Below are 16663 nucleotides of genomic sequence, written 5' to 3'. Positions count from 1 at the left end.
GCCGCGCGGTGCACCGTGTTCCCGCCGGGTATTGAACCGAGGCAGGTGACCATCGTGTTCTCCACCGGCTCGCCGGAGGTGCCACGGGTGTTCGTAGACGGACCCACTGAGTCCCCGCACCGCTACAACGGTGGGGAGCTGTGCATGTGGTGGCCGTTCGACGGCCCGGAGCAGCGGTGGCTGCGTCGAGATGGCGCTGCGGCGCTGCTCGGGCATGTCGTCGCGCATCTGGTTCGGGAAGAATGGTGGCGAAGGACCGGCGAGTGGGTTGGCGACGAGGCACCCCACAACCGTTAGGAGAACGTGTGCCCTCTACCCCACCGCCGACGGCACCGGCCGGCCTCGTGCCGGCCGTCTCCAGCGCCGCTCCCCCGGTACCGCTGTCGAGCACTAGCGCGATCGTCGTGGCGACGGTAGGGACCGGGCCGCCGCCCCAGGCCCCGCAGCCGCAAGCGGCCTCAACCTTGGCCGTGGCCGGCGTACTGTCCGGGGCGGTGTTCGCTGCCGTCCTGACCGCCTGTATTACGGTGTGGACCTCGCGGCGCAAGAGCCGTGAGGAGGAACGCGCCCGGCAACGTGACCTGTTCGCCAGCGCCTTTCAGGCGTACGCGGCATACAAGGAGCCTTTTCCAAGCTGATCTTGCAGCTCAGGGCGGTTGCGGTAGGCCCGGTGATCGATGGGTGCGAGGCTCCAGGTAGGACAGCTGTCGACCAAGACTCGAAGCCCCGACCGGGAGCCTCGCCATGCTGTCCTACCCCGCCACGATTCCGTTGTCCAGCCGCACCCTGAACCACCTCGCCGAACGCATCCGCGGCCACCGTAAGCAGCGCCGATCCCGGTGGCGGCGTCTCGAACCCGGCCGGCAGGCGCTGCTCGCTCTCGCCCATCTGCGCAACGGCGACACCTACACCCGACTCGCGGCCGGATTCGAGATCGGCGTCGCCACTGCTTGGCGCTACGTCCAGGAAGCGATCGCCCTGCTCAGCTCGGCAGCCGATGACCTGGACACCGCGATGCGACGCATCCGGCTGCTGGCGTACGCGATCCTGGACGGCACGCTCATCCCGATCGACCGAGTCGCCGATCAGAGGCTCTACTACAGCGGCAAGCACAAACGCCACGGCGTGAACGTGCAGGTCATCGCGGACGCCGCCGGCCGGCTCGTGTGGGCATCACCGGCACTGCCCGGGTCGGTACACGACCTGACCGCCGCCCGCCATCACGGCATCATCGATGCTCTGACCCGCGCGGATGTGATGACCTTCGCCGATAAGGGCTACCAGGGCGCCCGTGGCAGCGTGCGCACCCCGTTCAAGCGACGCCGCTTCCGCCCGAAGCTGTCACGCCGGCAAAAGGCCGTGAACCGGGCCAACGCCAAGATCCGCGCCCGCGGAGAACGAGCGATCGCCACGCTCAAGACCTGGAAAATTCTGGTCAAGCTGCGCTGCTGCCCACGCCGAGCCACCGCGATCGTCCAGGCCATCCTCGCCCTGCACCACGTCGAAGCGAACCGCTACGCAGGATGAAAATGGCTCAAGGAGATGCCGTACGCGATTCGTCGACGCCGCCACGACGACGGTGCCGCCGAACGTGTCCGATTGTCCGAAGCAACGCGGGAGATCCAAAGCAAACTGAGCTACTTCACCGCCTGGACCGCCGCCGAGTCCAGCACAGTGGGCGAGGCGTACACCGCCCTCGTGCGCGAACTGCGCAAGGTCGCCGGGGGCGCGATGCGCGAGGCATGGCGAGCCACGCCAATCACCGAAGACCAGGCGATGAACATCCCGCCGACAGTCATCGACCTATCGTCGCTGCTCCCGCTGGAGACCGCCTTCACCGATGCCGTACGCGCCCACCTCGCCGCGCTTGCTCCCTGGTGGGCCAGGTAGGCGGCGCCTTTCAGGCCAACTTGGAGAAGCGCTCGAAGTATTCGGTCAGCTTCGCGATGACGCGCTCCTTCTTGGCGCCGAGGTTGTTGTCCTTTGCGAAGCGCGAGACCGGCGGCAGGACCTGAGTGATCGCTGTTCCGTTGGTTGCGATCGCGCCGTCGCGGAAGGCCGCTTCAATAAACGACTTCGTTTGCTCGGGCCGAAGGCGCTCGGCGTCGATGATCTCGGCGAGTTCGACTTCTCGTCGTTCGGTGACGAATTCGCGCCAGTCGTTGTTGACCTCGCCGGCGACCGACATGGAGTCAACAAATTCCATGATCAGGTCCTTCTTGTTTCGCAGCGATGGACTGGCATCGATGGCCTCCTCGATGGCACGCAGTGGCATCCTGCCTTCCTCGCCCAAATTGGCCTGGCCCTCATCACGCCACCTCTGTACCAGCATCAGGATGTAGTCGAAGTTGACCTCAACCTGCTTGATGAGCTCGATCTCGAAGACGACATCGTCGAGGATCGACTCCTTCTCACGGGTGTCGCGCTTGCGGTGCTTCTCCCACAGCGCGTTGTAGACGCTCGTGTAGTTCTGCAATTGCCTCGGTGGCAGCGACTCGTCGTGAGCGAACTCGTCGAAGGAGGTCAGGATGTTGCGCAGTCTGAGGATACGGCCGAAGAGAACGACGAACGCCTTCTCCTGAGCCTCCCCGGATAGCTCGGTTCCGGGTGGGCACTGCTCCAGGAGTTGCCCAACCAGGCTGATGTACACGGCGTGGTAGTAGGTGTACGGCTTGAGCAGGACCACTTCATTGGCCTCGGAGTTGCCGAAGAGCACCAGGGCATCGTCGACTGCCTTCTCCAGATTGCGGAAGCAGACGATGTTGCCGTAGGCCTTGACCGAGTTGAGGATTCGGTTGGTGCGGGAGAACGCTTGGATCAGCCCGTGGGACTTGAGGTTCTTGTCCACCCACAGCGTGTTCAGTGTGGTTGCGTTGAACCCCGTCAGGAACATGTTGACCACGATGACCAGGTCGACCTCACGATCCTTCACCCGCCGCGCGAGGTCCTTGTAGTAGTTCTCGAACTTCGCCGCCGAGGTGTCGTACGCCGTGCCGAAGGCGGCGTTGTAGTCGCTGATCGCGCGTTCGAGGAAGTCGCGGGAGGAGGCGTCGAGCTGGTCCGCGTCCATCGCCTCGTCATCGAGGATGCCGCCGATCTCCTCGTCCTCGTTGACGGCGTAGCTGAAGATCGTGGCGATCTTCAGCGGCTGGTGGGACGGGTCCGCGGCCGTACGTTCGGTCTGCTGCCGACCGAACTCGTCGTAATAGATCTTCAAGGCGGGGATTGACGCGGTCGCCAGCATCGAGTTGAAGCCACGTACCCGCTTCTCACCCAGGCTGTACCCTTGGGTGCGCATGGTCTTGGTATCGAAGTGGTCGAGGATATACGCCACGATCTTCCGAATTCGCTCGGGATGGCGCAGCACTTCTTCGGTGTCGATTCCGGCGACCCGCTTGTCTTCGACGTCGTCCGCTGCCCGCACGGTGTTTTGGTACGAGACGCGGAAGGGCAGCACGTTTCCGTCGTTGATCGCGTCCAGGATCGTGTAGCTGTGTAGTCGGTCGCCGAAGATCTTTTCGGTAGTGTCCTTTGTCGCCCCGCCGGCGTTCTGCGGGAAGATCGGGGTGCCGGTGAACCCGAAGAGGTGGGAGCGGCGAAACGCCTTGCGCACCGCGGTCCCCATGCCCCCGAACTGGCTCCGGTGGCACTCGTCGAAGATCAACACCACGTGACCCTCGGTGATCTCGTGGCCCTTGTTTTGCTCGATGAACCGCGACAGCTTCTGAATCGTGGTGACGATGATCGAGGCGTTCTGGTCTTGGAGTTGCCGCTTGAGCTCGGCGGTCGAGCGTGACCCGTTGACCGAGTCCTTCTCGAAGCGGTTGTACTCCAGCATCGTCTGGTAGTCGAGGTCCTTGCGGTCGACTACGAAGAGAACCTTGTCGATACCCTCCATCTTCGACGCAAGCTGCGCGGTCTTGAACGATGTCAGCGTCTTTCCCGACCCGGTGGTATGCCAGATGTAGCCGCCGGCCTTCGGCCCGGTCGCCTTCGCCGAACACCCCACTCGCCGCAGGATCCGCTCAGCCGCCACGATCTGGTAAGGCCGCATCACCAGCAGGGTACGGGAGACGTCGAAGACGCAGTACTTCGTCAAGACGTTCAGCAGCGTGTGCTTGGAAAAGAATGTCCGCGTGAACGCGGTGAGGTCGCCGATGCGCCGGTTTTCCGCGTCGGTCCACCACGAGGTGAACTCGAACGAGTTTGATGTCTGCTTCCGCCTACGCTTACCGCCCTCGGACTCAGCCACCTTTCGGGCACGAGTCGTGTTCGCGTAGTACTTGGTGTGCGTGCCATTGGAGATTACGAAGAGCTGGATGTACTCGAACAGTCCGGCATCGGCCCAGAACGACTCCCGCTGGTAGCGGTTGATCTGGTTGAACGCCTCCTTCAAGGGCACCCCGCGCCGCTTCAGCTCGATATGCACCAGCGGCAGCCCGTTGACCAGGATCGTCACGTCATAGCGGTGCTTGCGAGCCGTCCCGGCACCCTCACTGACCGTCTCGTACTGGTTGATCACCTGGAGCCGGTTGGCATGGATGTTCGACTTGTCGATCAGCTTGATGTTTTTGCTCGTGCCGTCGTCACGCGCGAGGACCTGGATCGGGTCCTCCTGGATGCGCGCCGTCTTCTCAACGATGCCCTCATTCTTCGAGGCAATCTTTTTGGCAAAGAACCATTTCCACTCGTCGTCACTGAAGATTACATTGTTCAACAGTTCCAGCTGACGCCGAAGGTTTACCTCCAGGTCAGCCGACGACTTAATGTGGAGACGCTCGTACGCCTGCTGCCCCAGCATCTCGACAAACTTGGCCTCAAGCTCTGCCTCAGACTGGTAACCTTGATCTCTGCCGCCGTCCGGTTCGTACGTCGCGACCACCGTCGCCTCGTCGCTCACTACGATCGGCTCGTACCGCAGCCCCGAATCCGGTGCCTCCGCACCGCCGCCCTGACTCACGCCACCCGCTCCTGGAACGTCAGCAACTTGTCCCGGTAGTACTCATACTGCTTCCGTCGAGCGTTGATCTCCGCCGGCAGGCCAACTGATAGGCCAACTAGGGCGTTAAACTTGTCCAAGAGCTGGACAATCCGTTCCTGCTCGTCAAGGGTTGGGAGTGCAATCGGGTAGCGCTTAATAATTCCAACGTTCAAGTCCGACCGGTTGCCGTGCCCGCGAGACCGAAGGTCGTCATAGTGCTTCAGCAACCAGTAGTAGACGTACCGAAAGTGCGCTTGACTCTCGTCGACCTCCAGATTGCAGCAGTGCTGGTTGGTTGTGAGCGAGATTCTGTTAACGGCGACGCGCCCTCTCGTAACCCCGGCGCCAGAAATCGCGACAATCACGCTGTTCGGGCGAACCCACTTGGCCGATGAGCTCTCCAAACCCTCCCGCGTGATCTTCACTGCAGTGTCGTAGATATCGGCGTAGTTAACCTCTTGGGTGCGAAGCCAGGGAATGTCGCCGTCGTAGAAGTCTCGGTTCGTAGCAAGAGGGGTCCCACCACTGAACACCGACGTGCACACCTCACTCAACGCCGCCCACCTGACCTCCTCTGTCTCAGCAAATGTGAGGAGTTGGTCACGGTAGTGCTCGTACTGGCGGGAGCGGGCTAGCAGCTCGGCCTGCAGCCCAGCCTGCAGCTCAGCCATCTTGTCGAGGATCCGTACAATCTCGTGTTGCACCTCAGGTGGAGGGACCGGGATTGTTACCCTGCTCAGGCCACTGCTGGAAAGTCTCTTCATCTTGGCACGCGAGACGTGCTGTTCCTTTTCAGCCTGGAAGGTGCTGGTCTGGAAGTAGTAGGAGACATAGGTCGGATCGAGTTCGCTCCGGAACAGGAACGAGTCATCGTGTATCGCGACCTCTCCTTCACCGAGCCATGCCACGGCCTTACCCACATCCTCAACCGTCTCCCCGACACCAGCGACGATCACATCCCCCGGCTGGGCGTAACGCAGATGATTGTGCAGATCCTCCCGCACATACGAGACGGTGGTGCGCGTTGACACGCCATATTCTGTGTAGATCTCCCCGTAATGGATACAGGGGATTCCAGCCTCAACCATGTCAGCTTTGGTAAAGCGACGTCCGCGGACAAGGGTTCCGATCTCGCCGAGCCTCATGACCTCAACGCCATCGGGGCAGTGTTCGGCGAGCAGCCTATCAATCTCGCTCATGGTGCCATCACCCCACTCGAAGGAACGCTTACCCTGCCAACATTCCAACCGAGTGCATCGATAGCCCGCTTCATCTCCTGATCGCTGGCGACATTCTGGATGATTCCGATGACCAAGCTTCGGCAGGGGTGGTACTTCTGCAGGGCCACTTCCTCACTTGAATTTCCGTGGACGATCTCACTCAGCTCGCTGAACAACTTGTATCCGTCGCTGGAGAATGCCAACGGAATGATGTGATGCTGCGCATCCACCTCTCGCAGGAGGTTGCGGAACGGCTTACGGCCGCCATTGTTGCCAATAGTCGGTATGCCTGCAATATCGGCAACCTGATTGGTGATCGCTTCGAAGATCTTCCGTAGGTAAACCATAGACCCCGCGCCGAGCTGTACTTCGTAGGCAAGCTGCGCACGCTCCAGCAGATCATCGAAATCACCGGCGCCGACTCCGACCCTACTCGCCATGCCGCGCCGGTTGTCTACATAGCGCTCCAACCGGACGGTTGGTGCCGGTCCGTCCAGTTCATCCCTGGACACTACGAGGAACCAGGCTTCTATGGCCGCTTGGCAGACTGGGCATTTGAGGCACGCGTCGATGCTCACCACTCGATCACCAACGCCGAGGAGCAGCGAACCCGAGCCGCAGGCGGGATCGTAGACCTTGTTCACCTCGGTCTTGCCGACCACCGTGATCCTGGCGAGCAGCTCGGAGACCTCCTGCGGTGTGTAGTACTCCCCGCCAGACTTGCCGGCCGAGGATGCGTACATCTGCATCAGGTACTCGTACGCGTCACCGAACAGGTCGATGGTGTTCTCGTTGAACTCGCCGTTGCCGAAGTTCAACGATCCAATCGCGTCGAGGAGCTTGACCAGCCTCTCGTTGCGCTTCGCTACGGTAGGGCCGAGCTTGCTGCTGTTGACGTCGAGGTCGGCGAAAAGGCCCTTGATGTCGTCCTCGGACGGGGTGCCGACCGAGCTGGCTTCGATGTTGGTGAAGACCCGCGTCAGAGTCTCGTTGAGGTTCTCATCCTTGCTGGCCCGCTCACGCACGTTCGCGAAGAGGTCCTGGGGCAGGATGAAGAAGCCCTTCTCCTTGACCGTCTCCTCGCGCCCGAGCTCGGCGTCGGCGTTGGACAGGTAGCGGTAATCGAAGTCCTCGTTGCCTGCGCTGCGCTCGGCCTCGTTGAGGTAGGCCGTCAGGTTCTCGGAGACGAATCGATAGAAGAGCGTCCCCAGCACATACGCCTTGAAGTCCCAGCCATCCACGCTTCCACGCAGGTCGTGGGCGATCTTCCAGATCACCCGGTGAAGTTCAGCTCGCTCCCGCTCCTTCTTGCGGTCCTCAGCAGCGGTGGTCCAGGCCGGCTCTGTCGTCACAGGGTGAAGTCTTACCAGAGCTCGTCGGCGCGACAAGGGAGTGGCCTCGCCGAAACATCCAGTAATCCATCTGCTAAGTAACTCAAGGTCATTTACCCGTCACGCTTGGCGAGCGCGTGTTTGCCGTCGAACTGGGTCAGCCAGGTCAAAGCTGGTCTTGATCTGCCGGTCTGTCGGCTGCCATCGCATGGCGTCCCCACCGATGCCCATCCGGTCCAACGGCTCCCGAGCACCCATCGAGCCCACCCACCACCGGCATACACGAGAAGGCCCTGACCTGGCGGAGATCTACCAGACCAGGGCCCTAATCGTTGGTGCGCGTCGTCAGCGGCGGCGGGGCACCGCTGAACGCCCTTCAGATCGCCTTCGAGGCCCGCTACCCCTGTCGACCGCTGGCCCCCCAAAACCAAGATCAGCCGCGAAGGTGGGTGGCGACCTCTGGGCTACGCCGACCTTTAGCGGCGCGCTGGCGCGGGACGATCGACGCGGTTGCTTCGGCGGCAGCGTGGGACAGCTCGGGTAGGACGTCGCCGTAGAACTTGGCGGTGAAGTGTGGGCTGGAGTGGCGGAGTCGGTTGGAGATGACTTTCATTTGGACGCCGGCGGCGAGGCCCATGGTCGCGGCGCCGTGGCGGAGGTCGTGAAGTCGGATGGGTGGTAACCCGGCTTGGTTGGCGAGGTGGTGGAAGTGGTCGGTGACGTCGGCAGGGTGGAGCCGACCGCCGGTGAGGCTGGTGAAGACAAGTCCGGTCTTTATCCAGGCGGCACCGGCGGCGAGGCGTTCGCGCTGCTGCCGGGTGCGGTGGACGCGCAGCATCGCTACGGTCTCGGTGTCGAGGGCGACTGCGGCTTCGCTCTCGGTGGTTTTGGGGGTGTCGATGGCGGTGGTCCAGCCGTGTTGGACGAGTTGCCAGCGGACGGTGAGGGTGGCTGCGTCGAGGTCGAGGTCGTCCCAGTGCAGGCCACAGGCTTCGCCTCGGCGGAGGCCGGTGAAGGTGATGAGGTGGTAGAGGGCGTAGAGCCGGTCGTTGGCGTCGTGGGTGTGGTCGAGGAATCTGCCGGTGTGTTCGGGTGTCCAGATCATGACCGGGCTGGGGGTTTTGCCGGTGTCGCGCCAGGTGCGGATGCGTTGGTCGGTCCAGATGGTGGGCTTGGGTGGTCGGGCGGTGGGTAGTTCGATCATGAGGGCGGGGTTGGTGTCGATGTAGCGGTGGCGGCGCATCGCGTCGTTGAGGGCTTTGCGCAGGGTGGCGTGGATGACATGCAGGGTTCTGGGGCTGACGATCCGCTGGTTCTTGACCTGGTCGCGCTTGGCGGGGTCGCGGCTGGCGCGCAGGGTGGCGATGGTGGTGTTGCGTTCGGCGATGGCGTCGTACATGGCGTCGATGTGGCCGGGGCGGAGCCGGTCGATGCGTAGGTGGCCGAGGTGCGGGATCAGGTACAGCCGGATGTGTCCTTCGTAGGAGCGCAGGGTTCCTGTCTTGATGTTCTTGCGTCCGGCGAGCCAGTCGGTCAGGTACGCCTGCATCGTGGGCAGCTCGGTGGGGGTGATGTCCAGGTGCAGCGCCCGCCGGACCTGTTCCGGGGTGGGGATGGGCGCGCCGGTCTTGACGGCAGTTTCGATCAGGTCGCCGGTTTTGACGGTGGTGTGCGGGTCGGTGGGGTCGGGGACGGCGAGCGCAGCGCGGATGCGGTCTAGGACGGCGTCCGCATCGGCCTGGGTGGCGTAGGGGCCGTGGCGCAGGGGGCGGCGGGTGCCGTCGGCACGGGCGGGGATTTCAATCTGCCAGTGCCAGTGGCCGTGGGTGCGGGACCAGCCGCCGCCGGGCCGGCGAAGCTCGGGACAGGATCGTCCCAGTCGCCGGCCCGTGGTGGTGTCGCGGCAGCCGCAGCGTTTGAAGGTGGATCCCTTCACTCATCGTCTCCTGGATGCTTCGTATGGTGCCGCCAGCGGTGTCGGGTGGAATCCGCTGGTGGCGGGGTCATCGCATCCACGCTCACCTTCGCGTCGGCATCAAGTCGTCGTTCGTCATCGGTCGGAGCAGGGTCGTTGATCAGCAGGAGCTGGAGGAGGCCGGCGACGGGGACGATGATGCGGCTGCCGGCCCGGATCAGCGGTATGGGGAACTGGTTGGTGGCGGCGAGTCGGTATGCCTGGGATCGGCTGATCCCGAGCACGGAGGCGGTGGTGGCGAGGGTGGTGGTGACGCCGAGGGCACAGATGCGCTCGACCGTCCACACCTCCCCGGCGGTGGGCGTCGGCGCATTGGTGGTGTTGTCGGTCGTGGTGCGGGTGGTCTGGTCAGCGTGATTCGTTGGGCTGTTCATGATCAGGGTTCTCCTGGTTATGAGAGGGATGACTGTGCGGTAGGAGCGGGGTGGCCCCGTCGGGGTCGACCGGCGCAGGGGTGGCTGCTCCGCCACCGTTGCGCCGCTTCGGTGACAGAGGCGGTGGCGTCGGGTTGGTCGGCATGACCGGGCTCACGATCAGCTCGGGTGGTGCCGAGGACTCGACCTTGAGGGTCTTGAGGAGTTCGGATACTCGGGTGTTGGACACGGTGTGACCGGCTGCGCGCAGCGCTTCGGCGAGCGCCGCGCGGGTCAGTGCCTGTCCGTCCGCGGCGAGCCGGACCCGAACCTTTCGCGCCGCCGGCAGCAGCTCGGCAACGTCGCCGGATGGCTGCCCGGACCGTCCCCGGTCCGCTCGCTGCCGGTTCCGTCCGCCGTGCCGGCGACGAGCATCCGGTGAGCGGACGGTCCGGGTCCAGGACCGCCGCTCCCCCGCCGTGACAGCGGACTGGGTCGCCTCGTCGAGTCCGCTGTCCGGAACGGTCCGCCCGGCCTCGTCCGGTCGGCAGTCCGCCACCGTCCCGGCGGTGTTGGCGGGCGTGGTGGTGCTGGTACGGCCGAGGGCGATCTTGACCATGACGAGGAATCCGAGCGCGGGTACGGCGGCGGCGACCCAGCCGATGATCGAGGGTTCGGCCTCGACGACCTGCGCTGCCAGGGACAGGGTGACCGCGCAGGCCAGCACGGTGGCCGGGAAGACGGTGGAGGTGTGGGCGCGTTTGCGGCGGCGCAGTTCCAGGCCGGAGGCGATGGACATCAGTTCCAGGACGATCGCGTCGGCCCAGGCCAGCCAGCCGGGTTGGCCGTGCGCGGCGGCTACGTTGTGGACGTGGGTGAAGCTCGCCGCCCCGGCCGCGCCGCCGATGGCCAGCATGATGACGACCTGGACGACGCCCTCGACGCGGCTGCCGCGCGGACTGGTGTCCGGGTCAGGGATCGATGCTGTCGTGGCCCATCACCTCCCCGACCCTGGACAGGGGTTCCGGTCCGTCCGTCAGTCGCGGGAGGCGGGACCGGAGGGCGGACCGACTCGGCGTGGGACAACAGTCGGGACGGGGACCGGACACCGGTCGCGGACCGCCCGACGCGGACGCCGGACCGAGAAGTGGTCCGCCGCTGTGGGAGCGGACGGCTGGTGCTCTCGCGGATCTGTCAGCGCGGACCGCGCTGCTCACGACAGATCCGGGACAGACGCCGGCCGTTGGTGTGCGCTCCGCCGCGGAGGTACTGTCCACGGCCGTTGTGCCGTCGCCGATCACGCGGCCTCACCCGCCCGGCTGGAGACGTCAACGGCGTACCCGGCCAGACCTGCCAGCCGCAGCCGCTGCCCTTCCCTGCCGGCCATGGCCCACACCGCCTCTGCCGGGCTCAGGCCCGCCGTTGCGGCGTGGTCGCGGGCACCGGTGGCGACCGGCACCGCCAGCGGCACGTCGGCCAGCACGCGGCGTAGGTTGCGCTCGCGGGCGGCCGAGGGCAGCCAGAACAGCACCGGCCACGCCCGCTCGAGCGTGCCGAACAGCTCCTGATAGCCGTCCACCTTGCCGGCCAGGATCGACAACTGCTCGGCGCCGGTGTCGTACTCGACGAAGAACGGCACCTCGACACCGTTCTCGACCCACCGGCCGTAGCCGTCCGGGCGAACCCTCGGCTGATACGCCCGCACCAGCCCCGGATCCTGCCGGCTGGTGAACGTCCCGGCACGCTGGCACACCACCTCCGGCAACCACTCCACCAGCCCGATGCCCAGATGAGTACGGGCGTGCCCGGCCAGGTCGGTGAAGAACCCGTTCACCCCGAGGCGGTGAGAGAGGCTGCGGGTCGAGGTCCAGCGCCGCCGCTCCACCCGGGCATGGTCCCGCCGGGGTGGGCGTTCGTCACGGCTGGCCGCGACGACCTCGGCGCCGAGCTGGTCGATGACGTAGTGGTACGGGTACGAGCCACCGTCGGCCCGCTGCGGCCGGAACCGGGCCACCAGCCGCAGCCGGTACAGGGTCCGCAGCCGCCGCTGACAGAAATCGAGGGACGGGAACAGGGCGTGCGCGAGCTGGAACGACGTCAACACGCCGTGGTCGTACAACCAGCCCAGCAGCACACGGTCACGGCTGGTCAGCTGGGACTGGACCCGCAGAACCGGATCATCCACCGGCTACCACCTCCTTCTCGGTAGGGCATGCCACCCCAGGGGGAGAGACCCGAGACCAGCAGGGGTCTGTCGCAGGACAAGCCGACTGCGCTGACAGACGCGCTGACCTGCGGTGTGAGAGGGAACAGGGGGTCGGTTCGGGGGTCCGGCTGAAGACTGACGTCAACGCTGACGCCAAGCCCGACCCCCGAACGGGGATCAAGCCGGAACTCATCACTGCCAATGCCTACGGCAGTAGGTGAAGGTTTCGACGAAAGCACGAGAACTCCTTGGTTGAGGATGTGGGATGTGGTGCTGGTGGCCTGGTCCGGGCACGACAGCGCCGCCGAAGCGGAAGGGCCTGGTGGGATGCATCCGGCGCCAGCCCTGTCGTGGTCGCCGTCAGCGGCGCGTGAGTGCCGACCGCCGGGAGCACCGGCGCGACGAATGGCTTTGGGGCAAGCGCGTGGAGGTAGCCCTTGGCGGAGCGGGGGCTAGCCTCTCGGTCATGTCCGACCCTGCGCCGCGTCCCTTGCTGTTCCTCGACGTGGACGGCACCCTCATCCCGCTCGGAACACCCACGGCCGCTCAGCCGGACATGCCGCATGGCCACACCCAGGCACCGGCCCTAACGGCCGACGCCCATCCCCTGCTGCACAAGGTCAATCCGGAACACGGCCGCCGGCTGGAGGCCCTCACGTGTGATCTCGTATGGGCGACGACCTGGATGAACGACGCGAACGACGTACTCGCGCCCCTGCTCGGGCTACCGCCCCTACCCGTCGTCGACTGGCCCGACTCCGACGAGGTCGGCGTCCTGCACTGGAAGATCCGTGGGCTCGTCGAGTGGGCGCAGGGCCGCCCCTTCATCTGGGTCGACGACGAGATCTCCTACGCTGATCAACGGTGGGTTTCGATTCATCACCCTGGCCCGGCCCTGCTGCATCGGGTCGATCCCCGTCGTGGTCTGACCGAAGACGACTTCGCTGCCATAGAAAGCTGGCTCGTGCAGGCGCGGTAGGGCCAGCTTTCAGCCGTCGCGGGTGCTGCGCTGAATGTCTGCCTGCCAGTGGGGACCGCGGCTGGTGAGGTCCCGCACCATCACGCTGGCGTCGGCGGAGGGCCGGGAATCGTGACGTGGTGCGGTCAGGATCCGACCTCGATGAGGCGACGCCTGCCATTCTCGCCCGGTACCTGCCACACCTGGTCGTCCGGCCAGTGGCGGTACAACAACTGCTGCGTGGTCGTGGCGACAGCGTTCTGCAGCGGCTCGCGGAGCAGGTCGACCCGCAGTCGTTCCTCTCGCTCGGCGTCCTGAGCAATCAGCAGAACCGCCCCGACCGGTACCAGCCGGTCCGCGCGCCGGTAGCCGGCCAACAATCCACCCAGACCTGACGTCGCTCGCTCGTGCTCGGCGACGGCGCCGCCGCTCGGGCCACGGTCGACGTGGACCAGGAACCGCAGGCACCGTCCGTCCTGCAGCCAGACGCCGTAGCCGTCGGCCCGCACCTGCGCCAGGTCGTGCTGACGCAACCACGCCGAGGTCTCCATCGTCGCCAGCCACTGGAACAGCTCGCACCGCCCCGGGTGGCGCCGCGACACCTCGATAAGCGGCAGGAACAGCAGGGCATCCGCCCGACCGGAGGGCCGCTGCCCCAGCCGCAGTGGAACCGGTAGCCCCGACGCTGTCAGGGCTCGCCGGAGCACGTCGGTCCCCTCGGGTGTGACCTCGTACCACCAGGTGTGGGTCCGGTCCTCCGCGGAGCGGTCGCGGCGCACCAGTCCCGCCTCGTGCAGCCACACCAGGTCCCGGTGAGCCGTCAGCCGCGCTACTCGGCAGACAAGCGCCACGTCCAGTGTCGTCGCAGAACCATGCTGCGCCAGGTACGACAGGATCCGCCACCGCCGCGGGGACAACCGCCGCGTGGCACCCTGGTCGCCCATCCCCTGATGATCCTCCTGGCGTCGACGGTCCGACATCCGGTCCCTGACAGCCGTAACAGGGAGTGGTCAATGCGCCGACGGGAACATCGGAAGCCGGGACCGCCGTGACCGGAGACAGCGCTCGCCGTCGGCCATCGACCGGGGCGTCGGCGGGCCGTGCGAGCACCCACATTTACAAACCGGGGTTTTGGGGCCGATTTTGGTGATCACTGTTCAGCGAATCAGCCGAAGAGCTGAGGACAGAAGGGTGCGGTACGGTCAAATCAGACCGCCGTTAGTTGATCTCCACGAAAGGCGCTCTGTTACAGCGCTGATCTCTCACAGGCCCGAGACAAGGCCATGCCGACTTGACGGTGCAACGCCTCGCACAGATGCGATGGTTACTCGCCGTAACAACGTCCGGGGGAGCGTTGCCGCGTCGTCCTTCGGGAACGGCGATGCACCGAGGGCGAGCCCGTAGGGTCGGTCGCGTGGCCGAGACGCAGACCGAACCGGACCTGTCCTACATCGCCAGCGTGACGCGGGTCCGCGCGGCGGCCGGTGTGATCCTTCGCGACCAGGCCGGCAGGGTGCTGCTGGTCCACCCGGTCTACAAGGACGTGTGGGAAGTTCCCGGCGGGACCGTGGAGCCGGACGAGTCCCCGGCAGACGCCTGCACCCGCGAGATCCGAGAGGAGCTGGGCCTGCCGATACCCACAGGAACGCTGCTGTGCGTCGACTGGGTGCCGGCGAACCCACCGTGGGACGGCGGACTCATGTTCGTCTTCGACGGCGGGGTGCTGACGGCGGACCAAGTCGCGGCGATGCGACTGTGCCCGGACGAGCTCGACCGGTTTGAGTTCGTCGAGCCGGAACGCCTGGGCGCGGTGTTGATCCCTCGCCTGGCTCGGCGGGTTGCTGCGGCTCTCGCCGCTATCGGCCGTGGCGGTGTCTACCTCGAGGATGGAGTCGCGGCCTCGAACAGTTAGTCGTCAACGCGGACCTTCGGCCGCAGCCCGGTACCGGGACATAGAGGTCGGCCCCTGCACACGAAGCCGGTGAGTCTCCTCACGCCACCGGCGTCATCGCCGACGACCGGCTCCGAACCACTCACCGGTCGACAAGATCTTCCCCGCCGTGCACACCCCACCAACTCGGCGCGTGCCTGCGCAGCGTTCCCGAGAAGCGGGTCAGTAGCAGCCAGTCGGCGTCGACGATCAGCGCGGCGTCCTCCGACCGCTCGCCCAGGACCCGGGCCACGGACGCCAGCATTTCCCGCGTCGCCCGCTCGGAGGACTCGTCCTTGCGCAGCCGGAAGCTGGTGGTGACGTACCGCTCCGGTTCCCACTCCCACATCGAGCCGTCACCGTCCTCGGCCTCGAAGTAGCCGTGGGACCCGGCGTAAATGCTCACCGTGTAGCCGCACCGATCGCTGAGGTCCGCACTCAACACCCGGGGCCTGCCATCCACCGCCGACTCGTCAACACCCTCGGGAGCGACGACGCCGGCCAGCACATCGAGAGGAATATCGCCAGCCAGCGTCAAGCGGTACTCGGTCGCCATGGATAGCCCTTCAGTCTCGTCGCAGGATCTGGATTATCGCCCCGCTGCGCGTCACCACCACCAGTTCCTTCAACCCTGCGATCGGCCAGTCGTCGAACTGCTTCTGCAACGCCCCGAGATCGCCACGCCAGTCGTGCAGGTTCACCACCACTCGTTGGGTCTGCTCGCTGTCGATCTTGTCGGCTACCCCGCTCCACACGCCTCGCACGCTCTTCGCCGGCGTCGGGGAGTAACAGTCGAAGACGTGTCCCTCGACCAGGTAGTCGGGATCCTTACCCGGCTTGCCGGAATCGCCGGTACCGAGACGGGCGTCAGCGACCTCCTGCCGGGTCGGGTTCTGATGGAGTCGGTATCCCTCCGCAGCGACGGTATCGGCACACTGGTTCTCCAGCTCCAGGGAGCGCCGCACGCGTTCGTCCTCCTTCGGAGGTATCCGGGTACGCCGACCGGTCGGCGAACCTCCGAGCTCTCCAGTGGGCTTGCGCGTCCACGGCGTCGCCACTGGCGTGCCAGCGGACGGTGTGGGAACCGAGGCAGGGCTGGTCGGTACGGCACCGCCAGCCCCGCTCAGTTTCCCAACTGGCGTGCCTCGGCGATCGCCGCGTCAACCGCCTGGCGGGTCGTGGCGGTGCGCTGAACCAGCATGACGAGCACCTGTTTGATGCTCTCCAGGGCCTGCAGCAGCGGCCCTGGCTGCCCACCCTGCAGAACCCCGACAACAAGCTGCTGCGCCTCACCGACCTGGGTGATCGTGGCGGCAGTCTGGTCACGGATGCCGTCGACCGCACTCTGCACCGGAGTCAGCCCGCTGATCGTCTCCCCCGGACTGGCCTGCTGCGGGACACCAGCGGCCACCTTCGCGGCATCACCGACAGCCCCGGCGAGACCACCCAGTCCACCCCGGATCGTGGCGATGGCTCCGCGAACCCGCGCCACACCGGCAGCGACCGCGGCGAACCCGGCACCCGCCGCGCGCAGCCCGATCTCCTGCGCCTGCTGATCAGCAGCGGCAGCCAGACCCTGCGCGCGCTCGACCCCGGCGGACAGCGTACGTAGCTCCGTAGTGATCTTCTCGACGTGCGACACGCTGCCGGATCCCTCCACCTGGCCACGAGAGCTCTCAGGAGGGTTGAACCTACCGGCACGACACCGA

At 65.7% G+C, this 16663-nt stretch carries 16 protein-coding genes; 5 read left to right on the top strand and 11 right to left on the bottom strand.

What is annotated here, in order from left to right; translation table 11 throughout:
* Positions 1-45: 45 nt before the first annotated feature.
* The 3 genes from KSK32_RS18655 (at position 46) to KSK32_RS18645 (ending at position 1890) form a co-directional block, all read left to right on the top strand.
* Positions 46-297 carry a hypothetical protein gene (locus tag KSK32_RS18655; RefSeq protein WP_216932358.1) on the top strand — a complete coding sequence of 84 codons (252 nt, stop codon included), beginning with the start codon at positions 46-48 and terminating at the stop codon, positions 295-297.
* Positions 298-744: 447 nt separating this feature from the next.
* Complete coding sequence (locus KSK32_RS18650) at positions 745-1527, top strand: transposase family protein (protein ID WP_216930649.1); 783 nt, start codon at positions 745-747, stop codon at positions 1525-1527.
* Positions 1528-1599: 72 nt separating this feature from the next.
* A complete protein-coding gene (locus KSK32_RS18645) occupies positions 1600-1890 on the top strand; it encodes a hypothetical protein (protein ID WP_216932357.1) in 291 nt (96 codons plus the stop codon).
* A 10-nt stretch (positions 1891-1900) separates the two neighbouring features.
* Here KSK32_RS18645 and KSK32_RS18640 read toward each other — a convergent pair whose 3' ends face one another.
* The 7 genes from KSK32_RS18640 to KSK32_RS18610 all read right to left on the bottom strand — a co-directional run bounded on the left by KSK32_RS18640 (position 1901) and on the right by KSK32_RS18610 (position 12045).
* On the bottom strand, positions 1901-4960 hold the full coding sequence (locus tag KSK32_RS18640; protein WP_289256322.1) for a type I restriction endonuclease subunit R: 3060 nt from the start codon (positions 4958-4960) through the stop codon (positions 1901-1903).
* Entirely contained in the window at positions 4957-6180 is a 1224-nt protein-coding gene (locus KSK32_RS18635; protein ID WP_216932356.1) for a restriction endonuclease subunit S, read from the bottom strand. Before KSK32_RS18635 ends, KSK32_RS18640 begins: the two co-directional genes overlap by 4 nt.
* Positions 6177-7553, bottom strand: a complete 1377-nt coding sequence (locus tag KSK32_RS18630; protein ID WP_216932355.1) for a type I restriction-modification system subunit M — start codon at positions 7551-7553, stop codon at positions 6177-6179. Before KSK32_RS18630 ends, KSK32_RS18635 begins: the two co-directional genes overlap by 4 nt.
* A 412-nt stretch (positions 7554-7965) precedes the next feature.
* Positions 7966-9468, bottom strand: coding sequence for a tyrosine-type recombinase/integrase (locus tag KSK32_RS18625; protein ID WP_216932354.1), 1503 nt, complete (start codon positions 9466-9468; stop codon positions 7966-7968).
* On the bottom strand, positions 9465-9881 hold the full coding sequence (locus tag KSK32_RS18620; protein WP_216932353.1) for an AlpA family transcriptional regulator: 417 nt from the start codon (positions 9879-9881) through the stop codon (positions 9465-9467). Before KSK32_RS18620 ends, KSK32_RS18625 begins: the two co-directional genes overlap by 4 nt.
* Positions 9856-10779 carry a DUF2637 domain-containing protein gene (locus KSK32_RS18615; protein ID WP_353939632.1) on the bottom strand — a complete coding sequence of 308 codons (924 nt, stop codon included), beginning with the start codon at positions 10777-10779 and terminating at the stop codon, positions 9856-9858. Before KSK32_RS18615 ends, KSK32_RS18620 begins: the two co-directional genes overlap by 26 nt.
* A gap of 378 nt (positions 10780-11157) precedes the next feature.
* Positions 11158-12045: a replication-relaxation family protein gene (locus tag KSK32_RS18610; RefSeq protein WP_216932351.1), complete on the bottom strand. Its 888-nt coding sequence runs from the start codon at positions 12043-12045 to the stop codon at positions 11158-11160.
* Between the two features lie 487 nt (positions 12046-12532).
* On the opposite strand from KSK32_RS18610, the gene KSK32_RS18605 reads away from it, so the two are divergent.
* Positions 12533-13045: an HAD domain-containing protein gene (locus KSK32_RS18605; protein ID WP_216932350.1), complete on the top strand. Its 513-nt coding sequence runs from the start codon at positions 12533-12535 to the stop codon at positions 13043-13045.
* A 125-nt stretch (positions 13046-13170) separates the two neighbouring features.
* Here the strand turns inward: KSK32_RS18605 and KSK32_RS18600 are convergent, their stop codons facing one another.
* Positions 13171-13968, bottom strand: coding sequence for a DeoR family transcriptional regulator (locus KSK32_RS18600; protein ID WP_254187113.1), 798 nt, complete (start codon positions 13966-13968; stop codon positions 13171-13173).
* Positions 13969-14438: 470 nt separating this feature from the next.
* On the opposite strand from KSK32_RS18600, the gene KSK32_RS18595 reads away from it, so the two are divergent.
* A complete protein-coding gene (locus tag KSK32_RS18595; RefSeq protein ID WP_289256321.1) occupies positions 14439-14936 on the top strand; it encodes an NUDIX hydrolase in 498 nt (165 codons plus the stop codon).
* Positions 14937-15057: 121 nt separating this feature from the next.
* Here the strand turns inward: KSK32_RS18595 and KSK32_RS18590 are convergent, their stop codons facing one another.
* The 3 genes from KSK32_RS18590 to KSK32_RS18580 form a co-directional block, all read right to left on the bottom strand.
* A complete protein-coding gene (locus tag KSK32_RS18590; protein ID WP_216932348.1) occupies positions 15058-15510 on the bottom strand; it encodes a SitI3 family protein in 453 nt (150 codons plus the stop codon).
* Positions 15511-15520: 10 nt separating this feature from the next.
* The gene (locus KSK32_RS18585) at positions 15521-15919 is read right to left on the bottom strand and encodes a hypothetical protein (protein WP_289256320.1); all 399 of its coding nucleotides are present in this window, start codon (positions 15917-15919) and stop codon (positions 15521-15523) included.
* A 158-nt stretch (positions 15920-16077) separates the two neighbouring features.
* Entirely contained in the window at positions 16078-16596 is a 519-nt protein-coding gene (locus KSK32_RS18580; RefSeq protein WP_216932347.1) for a DUF6244 family protein, read from the bottom strand.
* Between the last annotated feature and the right edge of the window lie 67 nt (positions 16597-16663).

Origin of the sequence: Micromonospora sp. WMMB482 (genome assembly GCF_019038635.1) — a bacterium.
Lineage (GTDB): Bacteria > Actinomycetota > Actinomycetes > Mycobacteriales > Micromonosporaceae > Micromonospora > Micromonospora marina.
This window is presented reverse-complemented; position numbering and strand designations above follow the sequence as displayed.